Below are 18553 nucleotides of genomic sequence, written 5' to 3' on the forward strand. Positions count from 1 at the left end.
GCTGATTGTGGTTTTTGAGTTGTCGTTGTGAGAGACAATAACTCTACTACATCGGCCCTCTCTCCTCATCCTCTTATTTTGGCTAAGGTATTGATTATGGATTGCCTTAATACTCATCAATCTGAATCTCTTGTTCGCCTAGTTGCTGAAAAAGAAAATTTGAATCTCGACCTAGGTATTAAGGGAGAAAGCGGTATACTCAAATCGATGAAATCTCGTACTGCTTTTTTAAAAGACCAAACACATAAAATCGTTTTCTATTACACCCCTAAACACTCTTCTTGGCTCAACCAAATTGAAATTTGGTTCAGTATTTTAGTTCGGAAGTTACTAAGAAGAGCCAGTTTCAAAAGTCAGGATGATCTCAAAACTCGAATTCTTGAATTTACCGACTACTTTAATCAAACAATGGCTAAACCTTTTAAGTGGACTTATAAGGGTAAAGTGTTGGCTATTTAATGGTCTACTTATTTCCGCCGTGTAGTACTAGGCTGTTCCCCCAGAACGGAATTAACCAACAATCGAGAATTGAGTTTGAGAATAAGCAATTTCCAACCTCAACTAATCTTATTTCGGTTTTTCGACACAATATTATTGAATATATTACAGTTGAAAGTTCTCAATTTCCTCTAGAAAAGACTTTTTTAGCTACTTCCGATATAATCGAATCTATTTTTGGTAAATACAAACATTTTTCTTCTAGATGTCCTTTCAAACAGATAGGTCAGATGATTCTAAATATTTCTTTATGTACTATGAATTTTACTGGTTCGATGGTTAAGGAGGCATTAGAAAATGTTCGCTATCTTGACCTTTTGGCTTGGTCATCTCAAGTTTTTGGTCAGTCCACGCTCTCAAAAAGAAAAACTGTATTTTCGACCTCAATCGACGACACAGTAATTGTATGAAGTTTTTTTAGCAATTTTCCTACAACCCTACCAAACACCTATCAGTTGGGCGAAGTGTGCCAAATCCTTGCCAAAGACAACCCGGAACTCAGGGGCAAAGGCGGGTGTTGGGCGATTGTCAGCGCAGTGAATGAGTTTAGTTGCACCGTAAGGGTTTGGGATGGTGAATATACGGTTGGATTACAGTATCTAAAGTCTTACAACTACTTGCCTGCCGAGTGTGAGCAGATGCGGGTGATTTGCGATCGCATTAGTCGAGTGTATTCCGATTCGCTGGAGGAGACAGTCAAAAGTCTGTTGCATTTGTTAGGGAAGGTGAATCGGCCTTATTTCACGGCTGTCGAAGAGAAATTGTTGAATGTACTAGAATCTGAATACCGGGGAGAGATAACACCCTAAACAATTTTGGCAAATTGGCATCCAATGGCTTTGGGTTGCAGTTTCAATGGAGTTAGCAAGACAAGGGGACAGTGAAGAAGTTGTACGAGGGAAAAGATAAAACTTCCCGCTTCTTGACATCCAGCTACGCCAGTTGTTTAATTGAGTGCTGTAGAACCCCTCTACATGATTTACACAGCGCTCAACAGAGTTCAGTTCCCACTCTACAACTGGCTATAAATCAACAAAACTCAATAGAATCTCAGAAGATGTAGATAACTTGCATTTCTTTAACAGCGATGCCTGCGGCGGGCTACGCCTACGCATTCATAGCCTACGGGAAAACCTAGAAGAAGCTGCCCGTGGTGTGCTGAAGCACTTGGGGGAAGTGAAGCGACCTTATTTGACTGCGTTTGAGGAAGAAATTTTGAGTTTTATTGAAAGAAAATGTGTAACTAGAAAAATTAACCTGCACTTATTCTGTAAGAGGTCTATTGATTATGTTGCCCACTTAAAAAATGTGTATAAATAACTACGCTAGCTCCACTAACTATCAAAACTAAAACTGATGGCACTAGTGGTATCCAGGCTCCTTGTATCAATACAGCAAAGGATACACCATATAAAACGCAAACAGTTGCCACTCCTACCAATCCCAATCTTAACCATGATCGGAATTGCCAAAAAATTATGCCTCCAATTAACGACCAACCCCATACCCAAATGAATTCACCCCACTTTGGTAGCACCCATAATAGTGGACGATTATCTAAAACGGCACTGAGAATCTGACTCACCATCTGTGCTTGAAGCATTACCCCTGGCATCTGATTATACGACCATTGATTGGTGCTATATGGTGTAGACCAATAATCATGAAAACTTTCAGCACTTGTACCAATGAGAACGATCCGATTCTTCACTAAATCAGAAGTGAGTTTATTGTTCAAAACATCTGCTAGAGTTACTTGTGTAGCAGCTTGATGGGAAGAGCGATAATTAAGTAGCACTTGATGACCTAGATTATCGATTCTGTGATAGCCGCCGCTATTTGACTCTAAGTTTTTAAAGACAACATTGCCAAACTGCCAGTTTTTTTCTGTGGTTAGTTTGGACTGAATACCAAGAGCAAGCAAGTAACGATTTGCTAATTGAAAGCTAAAAGATTTATCAACATTGCAGGGCAATGCAGGAGCCATAGCCAATATTTGACGACGGATAATGCCATCGGGATCGGGTATAACGTCACTAAAACCCAAGTTTTGTTTTGGAACTTCAGGGGGTGGCGAAACACCACTGTTTTTGTTTTCCTCACTAACTTCGCAGATTGCAAAAAAGCGATCGCTCTTTTGCATAAGTCTAGATAATTTCTTATACTTTTCTCCTACGCGATTCTCTCGGTAGATATCTAAGCCAATGACTCGCGGTTGAAACTGCTCTAATTTTTCTACAACTTGAGCGAGGGCGCGATCTGATAGTGAAGCTCCACCTCTTTCTTTGGCTGGTTGCGATCGCACATCAGCTTCAGTTACGGTAACAACTAAAATGCGTGGATCTTGTCCTTCATCAGGTCGCGATCGCATCATTGCATCAAAAGCCATAAGCTCCCATGACTGCAACATGCCAACAGAGCGCATCCCCATTATCAAGGCAGTCGTAACTATACTGACTTTGAAAATTGTCCCAATAATATTACGTCGAGCGTGCCAGCTAGTAGGTTGAGAGTCTACTGTGTTCGCCAACACCAACGACATCGCGGTTGGATTTTGACACATCACTGGTAGCCAACTAGCACAGGGAAAGCTGCTTTCTAGACCCTGCAACTTTTCTATAGCTTCCCGCATCGCCAAATGGCAAGATTCTCCATTAGCAAAAGCCTCTAGAAAGTGCTTTAAAAATTCTTGAGCAACCCGATCTGGCACTGCTTCCCGCATGACAATCATTTGGGGAATATGCAGCGATGCCAATTGTCGTACTAATCCTAGTCCATCACAGCAGTTAAAAATTGCCAATTGTAACCCCTTAGCGATCGCTGCTTTCAGTCCATTTTTTAACTGAGAAATTGTTAAACTATCAGTTTGATTGATATAAATTTGACCTATTTCACCATCAGCTTGACTCGAACCATGTCCGGCAAAAAAGAGAATATCCCAGCCTTTCTTGTCCCAAAGCCATTGATCTAACTCCCTGCGCTGTGGCTCAACCAAAAAAACAGTCTCCGTTTCTGGTAGTTGTTCAAGTATTGCCCGGTCTTGTTGAATATCAATTCCTTCACTATTACCAAGAATAGCTAATATTCTAATTTTATTTTTAGTAGGTTTAGGTAATAGTTTAACTTCATCTACTTCAGGAGCGCTTAAACCAAATACTGCCTTATGGTAATCCTCAAAGAAATCCCATAAATGCCAGGGTAGCCGACGAACTTGGTCATCTTCTGTTTCTAGAATGACCCGAATTTCTTCATGAGGATTTAACTTCGTGCGTAATTTCTGATCAATGTTGCGAAATAGCTCAGATTTCAGCCAAACATTAATTTCATTTTGTAAGTTGTCACATAAATTACTAAACTCAACAGAGGAAATATTAGTTATATCTTCTGTATCAATTTCAATACCTGCATCGTTTGCCATATTTCTATGCCAACGTTGACCAGGGAAAAGAGTCTCATGCAGCAACAAATAGAGTAACTGCCAACGTCTGTATAGTTCTATAAGTTCTGGAGCCGCAGGCAAGCTACCTGTAAATTGTATCGGTATAGGGTTGCTATAGTTGTACAACTGTGCTGTAACGGTAGCAAATCCCTGCTTCAAGTTACCCTTTCCTAAGTTCAACACGACTAATTTAGTCATGGCTATCAGTCATCAAGTGCTTCCAGTAGAAAATCTTCCTTTATACTGACATTACCCTGAGCAACTTGTATACTAAAGCGAATTCCAGGAGAAGATTTAAATTTTTTGAGTTGAATATAATTATCGTGACTTCTGGAAGTAACTTCCTGAAGAATTGTCTCTGTTTGTGAAAGCAAAATTAGTCTGAGATTAGATATTAAGTAAGGTTCTCCATTTGCTGGATGTAATTGTACGCGTAGACCGATTTTGCCATCAACCTCTGTTTTAAGGCCAATTAACAACACAACTGCACTACCCCCAACTTCCATCCCTAAATCAATTAACTTGGCTCGTTTAATATATCCCTCATTCAACCCCAAATCGCTTCTGAATTGAACGGCTAAAGTTTTTTGTTGTGGTGATAATAAAGTATCCAAATTTTGCCAACTCATACTAAAGATATTTTGAAACCATAAACTCAAGTTACTACCCACATAGCTGGCTTCAACTTGATTATTGTTTTGCTTTTTCAATCTTCTCTGATAGAGATGCTGCCGAAATTCATCCACCGCCAAAAATGCTCCCCACACATCAAAGGGGACATTAAGTCTTGGCGAAGAAAAAGTCCACTGATTTAATTGTTCTAGTAATTGCTCTGCTTGTACTTTTGACAAAGTTGGTAAAGATTTAATCTCTGGTATCTTGGAAGGACAAAGTTCTTGTGCTACCCACATCACATTTAAGTCTGCAATCAAATACTCTGCATCTAAACAATAAGTTCGATCCGTTGGATCATAAATAGCTTGCTCCTGGATTTGTTGATAGTTAGCATAACCCGATATCCGCAGCCAACATTCTTCTAGGTTTATCTGCACTGCTAGATAGTAATGGGCTGACCAACTAGGAATATCAATCCATTCTTGAGGAATCCGAAACTCTGGAAAGGAACTTTTATCACTAGTAATTAACGCTAATCGAGTCTCACCCAGAGTTAAAACAGAGCCATTTACTAACTCCCAAATACTCGGTAATTCAGCTTTTGGAAAGCATAATCTAGGCATTACTTGCAAATCTGGGTCTTCTTGCAACCAATTTAAAAAAGCATTTAAAGATAAATGATTTAGGTAGGCATTCCAGCGAGCAGCTGTGTTCGAGTAAGACTCTTGCATCGTTTCCTGCCATGCAGTTTCTTGCTCTTGGTTTGATATATCTAAACATAAATGCTCAGGATAGATTAAAGTCAAATCATTTAAGCCAATTGTCATAATATTAATTCCTAGTCCTAATAAAAAATTTATCTTTTAGCCATTCATCTACAAAATTAGCTAGTTTATTGCTGACTACCACTAAAGAATTTTTAGGTAAACCCATATCTATTTCTAGTTGGTACATAAAAGCTTCTCTCAAATTTTCATTGACTTTATTTCTACTAAGATATCCCTTTAAAGTTGGATGTGCTAACTTTTTATCTATTTTTTCTTGGTCTGTCAACCCCAATTCCAAAACACTTATTTTACCTTCAGTATGCCATTTGTGAGTAATTTTATCTAAAGCATATTTACAGATTTTCTGACAGTGTAACTCTAAGCATTCATCCAATGATTCTTTGATAATTTCAATATCTTTTTCGTCATTTAAACAAATTTCAGGATAAATTTTCTGAGATTCTTTAATAAAGTCTTTTAAGAGTATTTTGTTATATCTTGCTAACTGTCTAGCTACTTGATATTGTTTCTGGAGTTCAGGATATTTATTTTTTAAAACTACTGCCATCTCATTTTGAGTTAAGTTTAATCCTAGCGACAGTATTAACATTATTTGGCTAGTCTCTGAGATAGTTGAAAATAAGTTTGAAATAAGTAAGCTTACTTGCTGCCATTCTTCTTCTTGGACAAGATTATCTAAAGCAGTATACCGACTATCAGTTAAGTTTTCGTAGTTTTCTAAAGGCAGAAAAGACTTTGTTCGGTAATCACGAGCAGCTTGGATAGAAATTTCTAATATTTCTTGAATTCTATCCTTTGAAACTGGTGTTTCCATAAATCCTAATTGATTATAGCGTTCATTATATAATGATGCAATTGCCTGAAAACATTCGGCGCTAGGTGTTTCTAAACTACGACTTCCTTGCCTTTGGTTCGGTTGATAAATTTCATTTAAGCATTGCCAAACTAAACAGTATGAGTTAACACGGTTTTGATTTATCCCTTTTATCGTTAAAGCTTCCTGCATCTCTTTTTTAGTCAAATCTTTTAAAAGACCGTAGTTAGAAAATTTTTCTCTTTTACCTTCTAAGTCTTTTTGATAAATGGTATTACTAATAAAACGGATGATAGATGTTTTCGCATAACCTTCTATATTGCTTTGAGAATAGTTTAAATTAAAGTTTTTCAGAAGTTTAGCTGAAGGAAAGATAGCAAAATTAGCTATTTGAAAGTATTCTTCTAATGGATATTTATGCTGGATAAATTTAAATCTTTGATAGCTTTTTCTAGCTGCCCAAAGACAAGCTTCCTGTAAGTATGCAGACAAATGTTTCTCTGCTCTAGAAGAAGACTTTGATATTTTTTCTGCCGATGATGTATAAACATGAAGCTTTTGTTTATCCTCCGTTTGAGAACAAATTTTAAGTAACTCTTCCTGTGATACTTCTCTAATGATTTTCAGAAAATAACGTGCCCAATATTCTTCTTTAGCATCTGGCTCTAACTGCGTTAAAGAACTTATATCTCGTTCTAGGTCTATATCAACTTGCCAAACAAAATTAAAATTTTTGTGGTCATTTCTTAAGCTGAGAAAGCTTGAAAATTGTTCGATGATACCTTCACGTTTTTTCATAATTTTTTCTGCATTTTACATAAATTAATCAAAGAAATTTTTAATATTATCTGAAATAACTTTTTAAGATATATCGTCATCATAGAGGAAAGATTAAAATCAATCTGAGAGGGTGTTTGAAAAGTTATCATTGATGTATCAAATATTTTTTACCCCACCCTAACCCTCCCCGTATGTATTGGAGAGGGAACTAGATTTTTTGGTTTCCCCCCTTTCTAAGCAGGGCTGTTTCATTCCATCTCAAACAGGATTTGTCAAGATGGTTAGCAATAAAAATCATAAATATGGGTGGTGACAAAATAGACTTTTAAGCACATAAATAACAGTGTAATTGTCTGTTCTCTCGACACGCAGGTAGCAAAATCATCAATTTCAAATTGCTATAACGCTTGATTTTTATAGCTTTTTAGGGAATGAATCGTCCCTGTTTTTCTAAGGGGGGATTAAGGGGGGTAAAAATGCAATTAAAATCATAGCCAACGACTTTTCAAACATCCTCTGAGATTAGAACATGGCGATCGCATCATGTCAACAAAAGCAATAAATTCTCAATAGAGTATATATTAATCTCATTAATTTATACTTATTGCCAAAGGTTTTGCCATCACCCTTAGTAAGTTTTGTCTGCGACACGCTACGTATAGCTTGCTTCCCTGTAGAGGTACGAGGGTAACAACCTGTTGTAGCCATAACTTTGAGTTCTGCAAACTAAACCAAGTGAGAAATACTGATTATGAGCGTTGATTCTTAATCTTGTCTGTGGTCAAGAGTAATTTAGATGCGTTTGCTCTGGAAATTCAGAGTAAAACAGTTGTAATTGACTGTTTGAGCAGAAGTTCAACTCCGTTTATTATACCTCTATACTTTTAATGGGTATTAAATAAATCAATTTATGCAATTTTCAAATAAAAATTGTATAAATTATCTATGTGATTCTAAATGGTAGTATTCCGGTTTGCTGCTAAGTTGTAACTATTACACAGAATAGGTGAAGACGAGCGCATTTACTGATATATCATCTGCCAAGCTCTATCTTAACAATTATCGAACAGAATTCACAGATGCATAATTTGATTCCTGTTATACCCATTTAAGATATAGAAGTAAAAAATCCTCATCTGAATTTCCGTTTGACAAGATTCTATTTTTCTGAGCTTGACAGGAATGGCAAGATTGTCAATAATTTGAGGATATTGGGTATTTATATTTAACTATGAAACTAAAAAATATACAAAAAATATTTTTTCTTTCTCAAAGTAAATTTACGATCGCTCTACTTTTGGCACTGTTTAGCTGTACTAGTTATCCTTTAATATTGATAGCAAAGTCTCAGCAGGCAACTAGCAGTGGTAATCAACCACCACAAGACGGATCGAGTAGAGGTAGACCTACTCAACGAGGAGGAGCAGGTAGCCGTGGTAACTGTCCATCTGTGGAAGTACCACTTGTAGCCTTAATACCTGAAAAAACAGTAAGCTCAGTTGTTGAAGCAAATCCCACCTTTTGGGTGTTTGTACCCTATCAACTTAAAGATGTACCTAGCGGAGAATTTGTCTTGCAAGATGAAGCAAACAACGACATTTACCGGGCTTCTTTTACTCTACCTGAGATACCAGGTATTGTTAGCTTTGCTTTACCATCAGTCATACCGCTAGAAGTTAATAAAAGATACCAATGGTACTTTAAAGTTTATTGTAATCAACAAAAATTCGACCCTGTATTTGTGCGCGGATGGGTACAACGTATAGCACTAAAGTCTGACTTGGAAAGGCAGTTAAAAACAGCTACCACAATCCGCGATCGCATTCAACTATATACCCAAAATGGTATTTGGTACTCAGCCCTGACAGAGTTAGCAAAACTCCGCCTTGCTGAACCAAAAAATGCCACTCTAGACAATGAATGGGCTAGTCTACTGAGAAATATTGATCTAGAAGATTTGTCTCAAAAACCTCTTGTGGGAGAAGTAAGAATTAAACAGTAGTGGCGCAAAGATGCCGCTACTAATTGTTCCTTGTGCTTTTCAAAGCCAGTTTCCGACCAAAATGTATGGTGCCCATAAATAAGGAATTTCATAATCAGTCAATAGCTGAATTTGAGCGCGACGAACAGCTTCAGCTTTAGTTACTTTACCATTTTCTAATTCTTGATAAAACTTACTCATAAATTGAGCAGTAGATTTATCATCTACCGCCCACAAAGTTGCTAAGGTACTCCGAGCGCCTGCACGGACTGCTATACCAGCAAGTCCTAAAGTAGCTCGCTTGTCTCCTTGAGCAGTTTCACAAGCACTTAAGACAAGTAGTTCAATAGCGCTAGATTCTCTTTGTCCGCTGAGTCGAATTAAATTATCAAAATCCTTAGCTTTTAATAGTTGTTCCCAAGTTAAAATAAATGTTTTATTCGGATTAGAACTAAACTCGCCATGAGTTGCTATGTGAACTACTGTATATGGTATTTTTTTAATTTGATTCTGTAAATTTATTTTGGTAAAGGTTTGATTAAATAGTTCTGCATTTCTAGGTATAGCTGATTGAATTTGTTGTAATTCAACTTCTACATTATTGAGTTTAGCAAATGAACGTCCTTCAATTTTGCGCTGCTCACTTACCCCGGCAATTAATCCATTTATCTCCACTTTTTGTAAAGATTTTGGTTCAATTAATTGTAAACCTGGAGCTAAGGATATAGCATATTTTTGAATTAAATATTTTTGGTGTTTCTGATCATATAAAACCGCCATTGGAATATTCCGTAAGTCACCATCTAGTACAAATACTAAGGTTTTTATATTCATTCTTTCTAATTCAGTTTCTAAAGGTTGAATTAGCCAACTATAAACCTGTTGAGATAACTTTTTAACATCGTTTATCCTGTCTGGTTCTCTCAAATATTGTTGTAATTTTTCTGAAATACTTCCAATGTCTCTGGATTTTTTATTAATTGTGTAATGAGATAATTCAGCTTGATTTGGTAACTTGAGAATAATGTCTAGATGGTCTGCCAAAATAATTGGATAAATTACTGCTGCGGTGCCATCCGTTTTATCAACTACCTCATCAATTTGTTCGGGTACAGCTTTTAAACAAGCTTCTCGGAAGAAGTTTTCTAGTTCAGCTAGTTGGAGTGTTTCAAGTATGCCACGAGCTTGCTTTAAATTTTTTTGACTAATGCTTTTTGAACTAACTGTAGATGAAGGTTGCAAAAGTAAATCAACTAATTGTCGGTAAACGGGTTCTATATTATCCCGAAAGGAAAACTGTATATCTGGATTGAGAGTAATTAAATCATTGCGTAAATATTTGAGAGTATTTACAGCTTCAGTGTAGTTAGCGATCGCTCCACTCACATCTCCTTGTATTCTAAGTATGTACCCTAGTTGCCATTGCCACAAATAACCTATATCCCCAGCTTTTATCGCTTCGGCTACCATTAAAGCTTCCTGTGTCAGTTTTTGAGCATTAGATATATCCTGGTTTTCTAGATACAATCCACCTAATGCGCCTAAAGCATAAGCAACTGAACGCTCATCATCCATACTTCTAGCTTGCTGTACAGATGTCGCTAACATTTGAGCAATTTCTTTCGATGAAGGAATGTCTGCGTTGGTAGCTTGTTTCAAGCACACCAAGTTCTGAGCAAAATTAATTTGTGCGTAATTTGCTGTGTGACTTGGGGGAATTTTAGCTAGCTTAACTTGAATTTCAGAAGATAATTTTTTAGCTTGTGACCATTGCTGAAGTTTCAATAATATACTCAAATGATTAAGTTGGGCTTGGATTTGTGAGAGTGGTGAGGTTGCAGTGGTGACAGCTTCTTCATAGAATTGCGCTGCTTGTTGATAAAATCTGAGAGATTCTGTAGAGACAGGTCTATTTATACAATGTAACGCAGTATAGTTTTCAAAGCTGATATTGTTTTGCTGCGAGATTTGGCTATTACCTAAAGCAAGTGCGGTATTACCTAAACTCAGCAGTGTAGCACTGATTTCTGAAGGAGATTGTAATTTTTTGGCGATGTCTCGGCTTTGTTGTAAAACCTTAAAAGATGGTTCTAAATCACCGACTAATTGCAGAACATCACCAAAGCTACGTAAAGCTATGGCTTTAACAAGCGAATCTGGTTGCTGCTCAAGACGGGGTTGTAACTCTTCTAAGGTGGTGCGAGCTTGATGGTAAAGCCCTAATGCTTGCTCTGCCATACTTTGGTTAATCAAACTGCGGATTATACCAACTTCATCACCTGCTTGAGCATAGGTATTAGCAGATTGCTTCCATGAATCTAAAGCTTGTTCAGTTCTCCCTAGTTCTAATTGCAGATTTCCTTGAATATCTAGAGTTTGTGCCAATATTATTGCAAAGTTCTGAGTTTTGAGTTGTGAATTTTTTAAAAGGTTGAGACTTTGTGTAATTGCAGCTTCTGCTTTTTTCCACTGTCCAAGTTGCTTAAAGACTAACGAAAGATTGCTTAACGCCATTGCCTTTCCTAGTTCGTCTTTTTGCAGATTAAAAGTATCTGTTGCTTGTTGCAAAATTATTACTGCTTCAGATAACTGTCCAGTTTCGTAGAGTTTTCGACCTTGTTCAACCAACAATTGAGCATTTGGTTGGGTCTGGGTAAATTGAGAGAAAGCAGGAACTGAAATTCCCGAAACACTTAACAAGGTAGCCAAAACAGCTATTGTAATTCTTCTTAAGTACTTCCTAAAATAAAGGCGACTTTTGCAAGTCACTATCGTGCTTTTGAGAAAGTGCTGTACTACAATAAAAAATCGAAATCTTTTTTTTGTCATTGACTCTGCCTCGTTCTTATCTAACAAAGCAATGAAAGCTAGAGTATTACCAATACAATACTTTTTTTAATTAAACCATATTTAACAGTATTTTCAATTTATAATATAAATTTTTTCCTCTTATTGACATGGATATCAATTGTCAGATGCAATTACAGCAGAATTTAGGAGTAAAACTGGGGAGCATCCCAAATGTACAAGTTTATTTTTATATGGAATTTTGGCTTAGAACAATAATGAAATAACGAACCGCCAAGAACGCCAAGAGCGCCAAGCAAAGAGGTTTGTACAGGGTTTTTGTGTCAGTCCTGTACCTTTTGGCTTGCATTGGGATGCTCCCTAAAACGGGCTTAAGACTAGGGTGTTGACTCTGTACCCTTTAGCCCACAAGACTTCATGCAGAAATTGTGTTTTTTATTTTGGCGTAAAGATGGCTGTTGCGGGCGCTTTCACGCAAGCAAAAACCAGCACAAATAATTTTTCGGTAATTCCCAAAAAAATAGCCAAAGTCAACAGCCTAGCTTAAGACCTCGCTACCAGACCTAGATTGTGTACTCAATCAACTTGAAATACGCTATATCATACTTTTAGGTTGTATTGTACAATAATATGTTTTTTTTATATTTTGACACAATCTGACTGTTAATTTTAAAAATTTTATTGAATCAAGCCGTTTGATTTTTTATCACTATTTGCATAATATTGATTCGTTTACACCCATAAAGATATAGAAGTAAAGTTTCACATCATCAAGATAAACAGTATATGTCAATAGCTTCTAGAATTAAGCAAAATAGTTCTCGTGAATTCGTGAACAGTACTACAACTAATACCCTAGAGGATGGTACAAAAAGAAGTAGCGAATTAGTCTTGGATGAAAAATATTTACGCTCTAGTGCTTTGAAATTGGCTCAACAAGGACAATATAGTAAGGCTATCGCATTGTTTAGCCAACTAATTGACTACGATTCTAATAACGCTATTGATTTTAACAACCGGGGGCTAATTTATTTTCAGATTTGGGAAAAACAAAAAGCTTTTTGTGACTATCAAACTGCTCTACAACTTAATCCCAGATTAGCGGGTGCTTATAACAATCGAGCAAATTATTATGCTGGTTGCGGAAATTTAGTAGCAGCAATCGCCGACTACGACCGGGCAATTGATTTAAATCCTAGCTATGTTCGAGCTTGGATTAATCGAGGCATTACCTTACGTGACCTAGGGCAATACGAAGAAGCTATTGATAATTTTGAGATGGCACTATTTTTCGGGCAACTAGAAGCTTACATTTGGGCTGAATATGGCAGAACTTATCATCTTTGGGGTGATTGGAATTGTGCGATATCTGCTTATAATCGTGCTTTTTCACTACTATTCTTTGTCGATCAGAGAAAAGAAGTTTCTGGTTATTCCTTGCATTTACAACTTGAAAGTTGGTTAAACGAGATATTGCTTCCTCAGTCTTCTAATTGTTTAGAGATATACTGGTAAAGTCGGTGAGTTTTATTAGTTATACAGTGGCTAATAACGCAATACGGTTCAGTTAGCCATGAAAATCTTAACCTGCGTAGGTTGGGTTGAGGAACAAAACTCAAAATTTTCAGGGCTTCTCCCACACTTGAGTCTAGGAAAAAGCAACTTGCATTATTTTTGAATAGCGGCGGCTTGAGATGGACAAGCTACGATGGGCAAATCCCCGGTGGGAGCGATCGCAGAATTAAAAGTATTGTTATGAGTAGGTATAGGTGTAAAGGCTGTTAGCTCCACTGTGCCAGACTTATTAATTACCCAACCAGTAGCTTCCACAATAGTCGGGCTGATTTGCGGAACTTCTAATTTAGGGCTTTTACTCCTCCTTAAGTGTGAATTCTCCCCTACACTTGCACTCCTTTGTTCTTGAGGATTCAATGTCACCCAATTAACAGTTGCAGTTTGATTCGCGCGAAGAGCTTGGGTTGGTAAAGGTGGTAAACCTCCGCGTCCGGTGATGGTAAACGAATTACCTTTATTTGCTGGACAGCCTTGAGCAATCAAACCAGACCGATCTACAAAATCGGCTGGCAATTGGACTAATCCCGAACTAGGATCTACATCGGGTGTATTGACTTGCACTGAACCATCGAACTGTGGAATTGCCCCTGTAGCAGTGATATCACTTTGTGGAGTTTGTACATTACTGCGATACTGCATCCCAAAAATGCTTTGGGCATTAATTGCGACTCGACCACCACGAAAGTCTCTAGAATTAGCACTGATATCACTATTTTCTTGGGGAACAGCAATGATAAAACCATCTCGTGCATCAATGGTGATGTTACCCCCAGGAATATTTTCGCCAGTAGCATTAGTCGTTATAGCACTTCCATTGCGTAATAGTAACAAGGGAGTACGCAAAAAGATATTTCCTCCACCGCCTGTGGTGTCAGCTCGGATGCTACCCTGGTTGTTGAGATAGATGCGATCGGCATCCACAGACAGGGAACCTGCATTGCCAGTGCCCAAACTGCTGACCGTCACTTCTGCCTGGTTTTGAATGTTAAGGGTTCCCGCTTGGAGATTCAAGTTCCCACCCTGACCACTGCCACTCGTCCCGGCGGCAATAATTGAACCATTACCTGTAAGTGTAATCGACTCTGGGGCAGTAATGGTCAGCTGGCCCCCATCACCACTGCTGGAGGTAGAGGCAGAGATTTGTGCCCCGTCCTCGAGATTCACCCTGACACTTTGCCCGTTACCCCGTGGCTGAATCGTCAAGCTCCCGGCATCTGCTGTACTGGTGGTTCCGGCAAACAGACCACTGGTTGCCCCACTAAGTTGCAAGTCTGGAGTATTAATCTTGATGTCACCGGCATGGCCGTTACTAGAAGTCGTGGTGAGCATCTGTCCGCCACCGCTCAAACCCACCGTATCGGCACTTACTATGATGTCGCCACCTCGTCCACTGCTGAAGGATTGAGCATTGAGAACTGCACCCTGAATGACCTGCAAATTTCTTGTTTCAACGCGAATCTCACCCCCGTTCCCGGTAGCTAATGGTTTAGTGCTTGTAAATAAGCCACTTACATCCCCTGACGAATTTACACCAGAGAGGTTTATAGCATCCAAGGTAGCAATGCTGATATTGCCAGCATCTCCTTTTCCAGAGGTGGTAGCCGAGAGTTGAGCGCCATTGAACAGTGAGAGCGATCGCGCTGTAAGGTCAATATCGCCTCCTTTGCCTACTGCCCCTGGCTCCAGGGTGCTAGTAGCCTCTGCTCCATCAAAGGAAACGGCATCCCTTGCATGGATCTGGATATTCCCGGCCTTGCCTTGCCCGTCAGACTTAGTGATAATTCTCCCTTGGTCAGAAACAGAGAGTGAGCCTGTGGTGAGACTTACGTCTCCTCCATCTCCCTGAGAGCCTGATGTCACGGAGGTAACAACTCCACTGTGGTACACAGTATCTCCACTGTTGTTGTCGTCGTGGTAAAGTATAGGAGCTGTTCCACTAATCTGTACGGTGTCACGAGCGTGGATGGTAACGCGACCGGCATTGCCTGTCCCACCAACATTGGCGGTATTCACAGCAGCCCCGTTGGTCAATAACAGCGAGCCAGTTGAGATTGTTACATCTCCGCCTTGACCTATAGCATCTCGATCAAACACTTGTGTATAAATACTGCTGGGAAAATCAAAGTCGGACTGACCATTTAAAGAGACAGTATCGCGGGCATTAATATTTACGCTGCCTGCATTCCCCCGTCCAAATGTTCTGGTTGCTATTACACCGCCATTGGTAAGAGAAAGCGACCCCGTAGTAATGTTGATACTGCTAGCGTTACCGACAGCATTTGTATATACGATGTTGCCCACATTAGTACCCAAACCATCTAGGGAGACGAGATCGCGGGCATTAATATTTACGCTGCCTAAATTCCCATGTCCACTCGTGTCGGAATACAGTATAGCGCCATTGGTAAGAGAAAGCGATCCCGTAGTAATGTTGATGCCGCCAACGTTACCGATGCCATCGGAAAACACGGTATTTTCTACAAGAGTGCCATCTAATAAAACGCGATCGCGGGCATTGATATTGATGCTGCCTGCATTTCCCTGTCCGGCCGTGCTAACAGCCACTCCAGAGGCGTAATTGAGATAAAGCGACCCTGTAGTGATGTTGATGTTACCAGCGTTACCGACACCAATTTGTTCTTGTTCCAAGCTATTGTCATTGTCATTGAATATATAATTATGAGCCACGGAAGTGGATACATCACTTAGGTAACCGAGATAGATTGTATCGCGGGCATTAATATTCACACTGCCTGCATTTCCCTGTCCGGCCGTAGTAGAAAACAGATAAGTATAAGAATCAAACCCATCTGTGAGAGAAAGTGACCCTGTAGTAATATTAATGTCACCTGCATTACCCGTACCTCCAGGACGTACTTCGTTGCTGATTTCACTGCCATCAGCTAGATTTATTGTTTCTGTTGCATCGAGCTTAATATCTCCCGCTTGAGCGCCAGTAAAGCCCAATCCTTCAGCAATTCCCGCTCTAAGTGTACTTTTCTCGTTCAGGGTCAAGTTCCGAGCCGTGATGGCAATACTCCCACGATCCCCTGCAAGAACATTTATCTCAGCACTGTTGCTGAGGGAAACATCTGCCCGCGCTACATCATCGGGAATGGTTAATTGCCAATCTTCATAAGCAGTAGATAAACCAACAGTTCCTACCCCACCAATACCCCCTAATTCAACATAGCTTCCCGGACTGGTCAAGTGTCCCCCATCTAGTTCCACCGAGCCACCAATCAGCAATAGGTTTTGTCTCGGGGGAACTTGTAAACCAGTGTTATTAAAAGTAGATTGATTAACAATCGGCTTCGGCGTGAGTTGGTTAAAGAAAAAAGCATTAGGGTTAACGCTTAACAATTGACTGGGTAAAGGTTGAGTCGCATTGCTGCTAAACAATTCGCCATTAGCAAACCCGATCGCGTTAGCAGTCGTGGCAACAAAAGAACCCCCGATGTTAAGTGACGCATTTGCACCAAAAATAATCCCATTGGGATTGAGGAAAAACAGATTGGCAGTACCATTTGCCCGCATCACACCATCAATATTAGAGATCGATCCACCTGTAACGCGACTAAAAATGTTCTGTACATCTGCGGTATTGTTGAAGTAGGCAGTACCCCCAGTGGGCACAGAAAATGATTGGAAGCTGTGGAACAGATTGCCACCCCGCGTAGCCCCGCCGTCAATTTGGAACTTGGAGTTGCCAGAGACTTGCGATCGCTCCCCCGCAGGTAGTGTATTATCGGGTATTACTTGAGCTGCGATCGGTTGGGTACAACCTAGTATCCACAAAGCACTGCCTATAAAAACCCATAGATTTATACGCCACTGGCTCATCTTGCTGACTTGCCTCCAGCTATGCTTGAACAAAAATCTTGAGCACAGTTTCCACATAAAATACTTTAATTATAAAGATTATCGGAAAAGACTCAGCAATTGCAAATCAAATAATGATCGGATTTTTTTTACAAGGTGAGTTGACAGACAGCAATACTTTACGTCGATGGCTGTGATTTCATCTGCCTGTTTGATGGGGCAATTGAATTTTTATCTATAGCTGCATAATCTTGATTAGCTCACACCCATAGATATATAGAAGTCAAGTTTCACATCATCAAGATAAACAATATATGTTAACGCAACCAACGATGCTCTTTTGTCTTATCTGGGAATGTTCACATCTAAAATTGGTTATAGCAGGAAACAGGCTTGAAAGTCACTTGGTGTCGGGGTTTTACGATCAATTGATGTCCTAACCTACCTGGGAACTGCTATATGTTTGACAAATCCTGAATGTATAGTCATTTCATATTTAATCAAGACTAGTAGTTCGCCAAGTGAACTTTGCGGGGTAAAGGGTTTAAATCGAATGGCACTAAGATAACGGCGAATCCATTATTTATAAAGCTTTTGGGTGTGGGAAGCGTAAAGCCTGCGGCATAGCAACTCTTAGAGTTGAAAGCATAAATTCTCTTTCCTCCCACACCTCCCACACCTTTCCAGGCAAAGGTTTCAGCTTTTATTAGTGCCATTCGGTTTAAATCCCTTACCCTTTCCCCAGTCCTCACAAGCGCATTTTTGGGTTGGCAGACTACTAGTTAGGCAGTACAAGAACCAAAGGAGCGATTATGTCTGAAAAGAAAGCGTTAACAGACTATCCGATTCATGAATTACTCGCAGAACGCTGGAGTCCTTATGCCTTCGAGGATCGTCTGGTTTCACAAGCCGATCTCCGTTCATTATTCGAGGCGGCGCGGTGGTCAGCATCTTCCTACAACGAGCAACCCTGGAGCTATCTTGTCGCCACCAAGGAAAACCCTGACCATTTTCAACAACTCCTATCGTGTCTCGTGGAAGCAAACCAGATATGGGCGCAAAACGCTCCGGTTCTGGCTCTGGGCATTGCCAGCCTCAGATTTACTCGCAATAACCAAGAGAACAAGGCTGCTATTCACGACCTCGGACTTGCTAGTGGCAATCTTGTGGTAGAGGCAACGGCACGCGGAATTTGTGTCCATGAGATGATCGGTATCCTTCCCGACAAAGCACGCGATCTCTTTGACATACCTGAGAATTTTGAGGCATGGACGGCTATGGCGATCGGATATCGAGGCGATCCGATAACACTCCCAGATGCTCTCAAGGAACGCGACCTATCGCCAAGGCAGCGCAAACCGTTGGATCAATTCGTATTCAGTGGTAAGTGGGGAAATCCTTCGTCACTAGTGCTGAAGTGATGCTATGCGTTC

General features: G+C 39.6%; 11 protein-coding genes. 5 read left to right on the forward strand and 6 right to left on the reverse strand.

Going from position 1 to position 18553, the window contains the following annotated elements:
- Positions 1 to 27: 27 nt before the first annotated feature.
- Positions 28 to 459: a transposase gene (locus V7K55_RS23355; RefSeq protein WP_334835053.1), complete on the forward strand. Its 432-nt coding sequence runs from the start codon at positions 28 to 30 to the stop codon at positions 457 to 459.
- Between the two features lie 503 nt (positions 460 to 962).
- Positions 963 to 1307, forward strand: a complete 345-nt coding sequence (locus V7K55_RS23360) for a hypothetical protein (RefSeq protein ID WP_334835054.1) — start codon at positions 963 to 965, stop codon at positions 1305 to 1307.
- 470 nt (positions 1308 to 1777) lie between these two features.
- Here the strand turns inward: V7K55_RS23360 and V7K55_RS23365 are convergent, their stop codons facing one another.
- From V7K55_RS23365 to V7K55_RS23375, 3 genes are read right to left on the reverse strand one after another with little or no spacing between them, the layout of a single operon-like run.
- Positions 1778 to 4135, reverse strand: coding sequence for a CHASE2 domain-containing protein (locus V7K55_RS23365; protein ID WP_334835055.1), 2358 nt, complete (start codon positions 4133 to 4135; stop codon positions 1778 to 1780).
- A gap of 5 nt (positions 4136 to 4140) precedes the next feature.
- The gene (locus V7K55_RS23370; protein ID WP_334835056.1) at positions 4141 to 5379 is read right to left on the reverse strand and encodes a DUF1822 family protein; all 1239 of its coding nucleotides are present in this window, start codon (positions 5377 to 5379) and stop codon (positions 4141 to 4143) included.
- A 4-nt stretch (positions 5380 to 5383) separates the two neighbouring features.
- The gene (locus tag V7K55_RS23375; protein WP_334835057.1) at positions 5384 to 6952 is read right to left on the reverse strand and encodes a sigma-70 family RNA polymerase sigma factor; all 1569 of its coding nucleotides are present in this window, start codon (positions 6950 to 6952) and stop codon (positions 5384 to 5386) included.
- Between the two features lie 1213 nt (positions 6953 to 8165).
- Here V7K55_RS23375 and V7K55_RS23380 point away from each other — a divergent pair.
- Positions 8166 to 8936 (forward strand): DUF928 domain-containing protein, encoded by a 771-nt coding sequence (locus V7K55_RS23380; protein ID WP_334835058.1) that lies wholly within the window; start codon positions 8166 to 8168, stop codon positions 8934 to 8936.
- Positions 8937 to 8975: 39 nt separating this feature from the next.
- On the opposite strand, the gene V7K55_RS23385 is transcribed toward V7K55_RS23380, so the two are convergent.
- Positions 8976 to 11624 (reverse strand): CHAT domain-containing protein, encoded by a 2649-nt coding sequence (locus V7K55_RS23385; RefSeq protein WP_334835060.1) that lies wholly within the window; start codon positions 11622 to 11624, stop codon positions 8976 to 8978.
- An 885-nt stretch (positions 11625 to 12509) separates the two neighbouring features.
- Here V7K55_RS23385 and V7K55_RS23390 point away from each other — a divergent pair.
- Entirely contained in the window at positions 12510 to 13238 is a 729-nt protein-coding gene (locus tag V7K55_RS23390; protein WP_334835061.1) for a tetratricopeptide repeat protein, read from the forward strand.
- 153 nt (positions 13239 to 13391) lie between these two features.
- Here V7K55_RS23390 and V7K55_RS23395 read toward each other — a convergent pair whose 3' ends face one another.
- On the reverse strand, positions 13392 to 17141 hold the full coding sequence (locus tag V7K55_RS23395; RefSeq protein WP_334835062.1) for a two-partner secretion domain-containing protein: 3750 nt from the start codon (positions 17139 to 17141) through the stop codon (positions 13392 to 13394).
- 485 nt (positions 17142 to 17626) lie between these two features.
- Positions 17627 to 17836, reverse strand: a complete 210-nt coding sequence (locus V7K55_RS23400; protein ID WP_334835064.1) for a hypothetical protein — start codon at positions 17834 to 17836, stop codon at positions 17627 to 17629.
- 96 nt (positions 17837 to 17932) lie between these two features.
- Between V7K55_RS23400 and V7K55_RS23405 the strand changes: the two genes are divergently transcribed.
- A complete protein-coding gene (locus V7K55_RS23405) occupies positions 17933 to 18541 on the forward strand; it encodes a nitroreductase family protein (protein WP_334835065.1) in 609 nt (202 codons plus the stop codon).
- Positions 18542 to 18553: the final 12 nt, after the last annotated feature.

The sequence above is a fragment of the Nostoc sp. genome (genome assembly GCF_036919895.1).
Lineage (GTDB): Bacteria > Cyanobacteriota > Cyanobacteriia > Cyanobacteriales > Nostocaceae > Nostoc.

Bases quoted from the DNA above. Each gene is read 5' to 3' on its own strand.
- V7K55_RS23365 (WP_334835055.1), bottom strand. From the start codon at position 4,135: ATGACTAAATTAGTCGTGTTGAACTTAGGAAAGGGTAACTTGAAGCAG.
- V7K55_RS23370 (WP_334835056.1), bottom strand. From the start codon at position 5,379: ATGACAATTGGCTTAAATGATTTGACTTTAATCTATCCTGAGCATTTA.
- V7K55_RS23375 (WP_334835057.1), bottom strand. From the start codon at position 6,952: ATGAAAAAACGTGAAGGTATCATCGAACAATTTTCAAGCTTTCTCAGC.
- V7K55_RS23380 (WP_334835058.1), top strand. From the start codon at position 8,166: ATGAAACTAAAAAATATACAAAAAATATTTTTTCTTTCTCAAAGTAAA.
- V7K55_RS23390 (WP_334835061.1), top strand. From the start codon at position 12,510: ATGTCAATAGCTTCTAGAATTAAGCAAAATAGTTCTCGTGAATTCGTG.
- V7K55_RS23395 (WP_334835062.1), bottom strand. From the start codon at position 17,141: ATGAGCCAGTGGCGTATAAATCTATGGGTTTTTATAGGCAGTGCTTTG.
- V7K55_RS23400 (WP_334835064.1), bottom strand. From the start codon at position 17,836: ATGGCACTAATAAAAGCTGAAACCTTTGCCTGGAAAGGTGTGGGAGGT.
- V7K55_RS23405 (WP_334835065.1), top strand. From the start codon at position 17,933: ATGTCTGAAAAGAAAGCGTTAACAGACTATCCGATTCATGAATTACTC.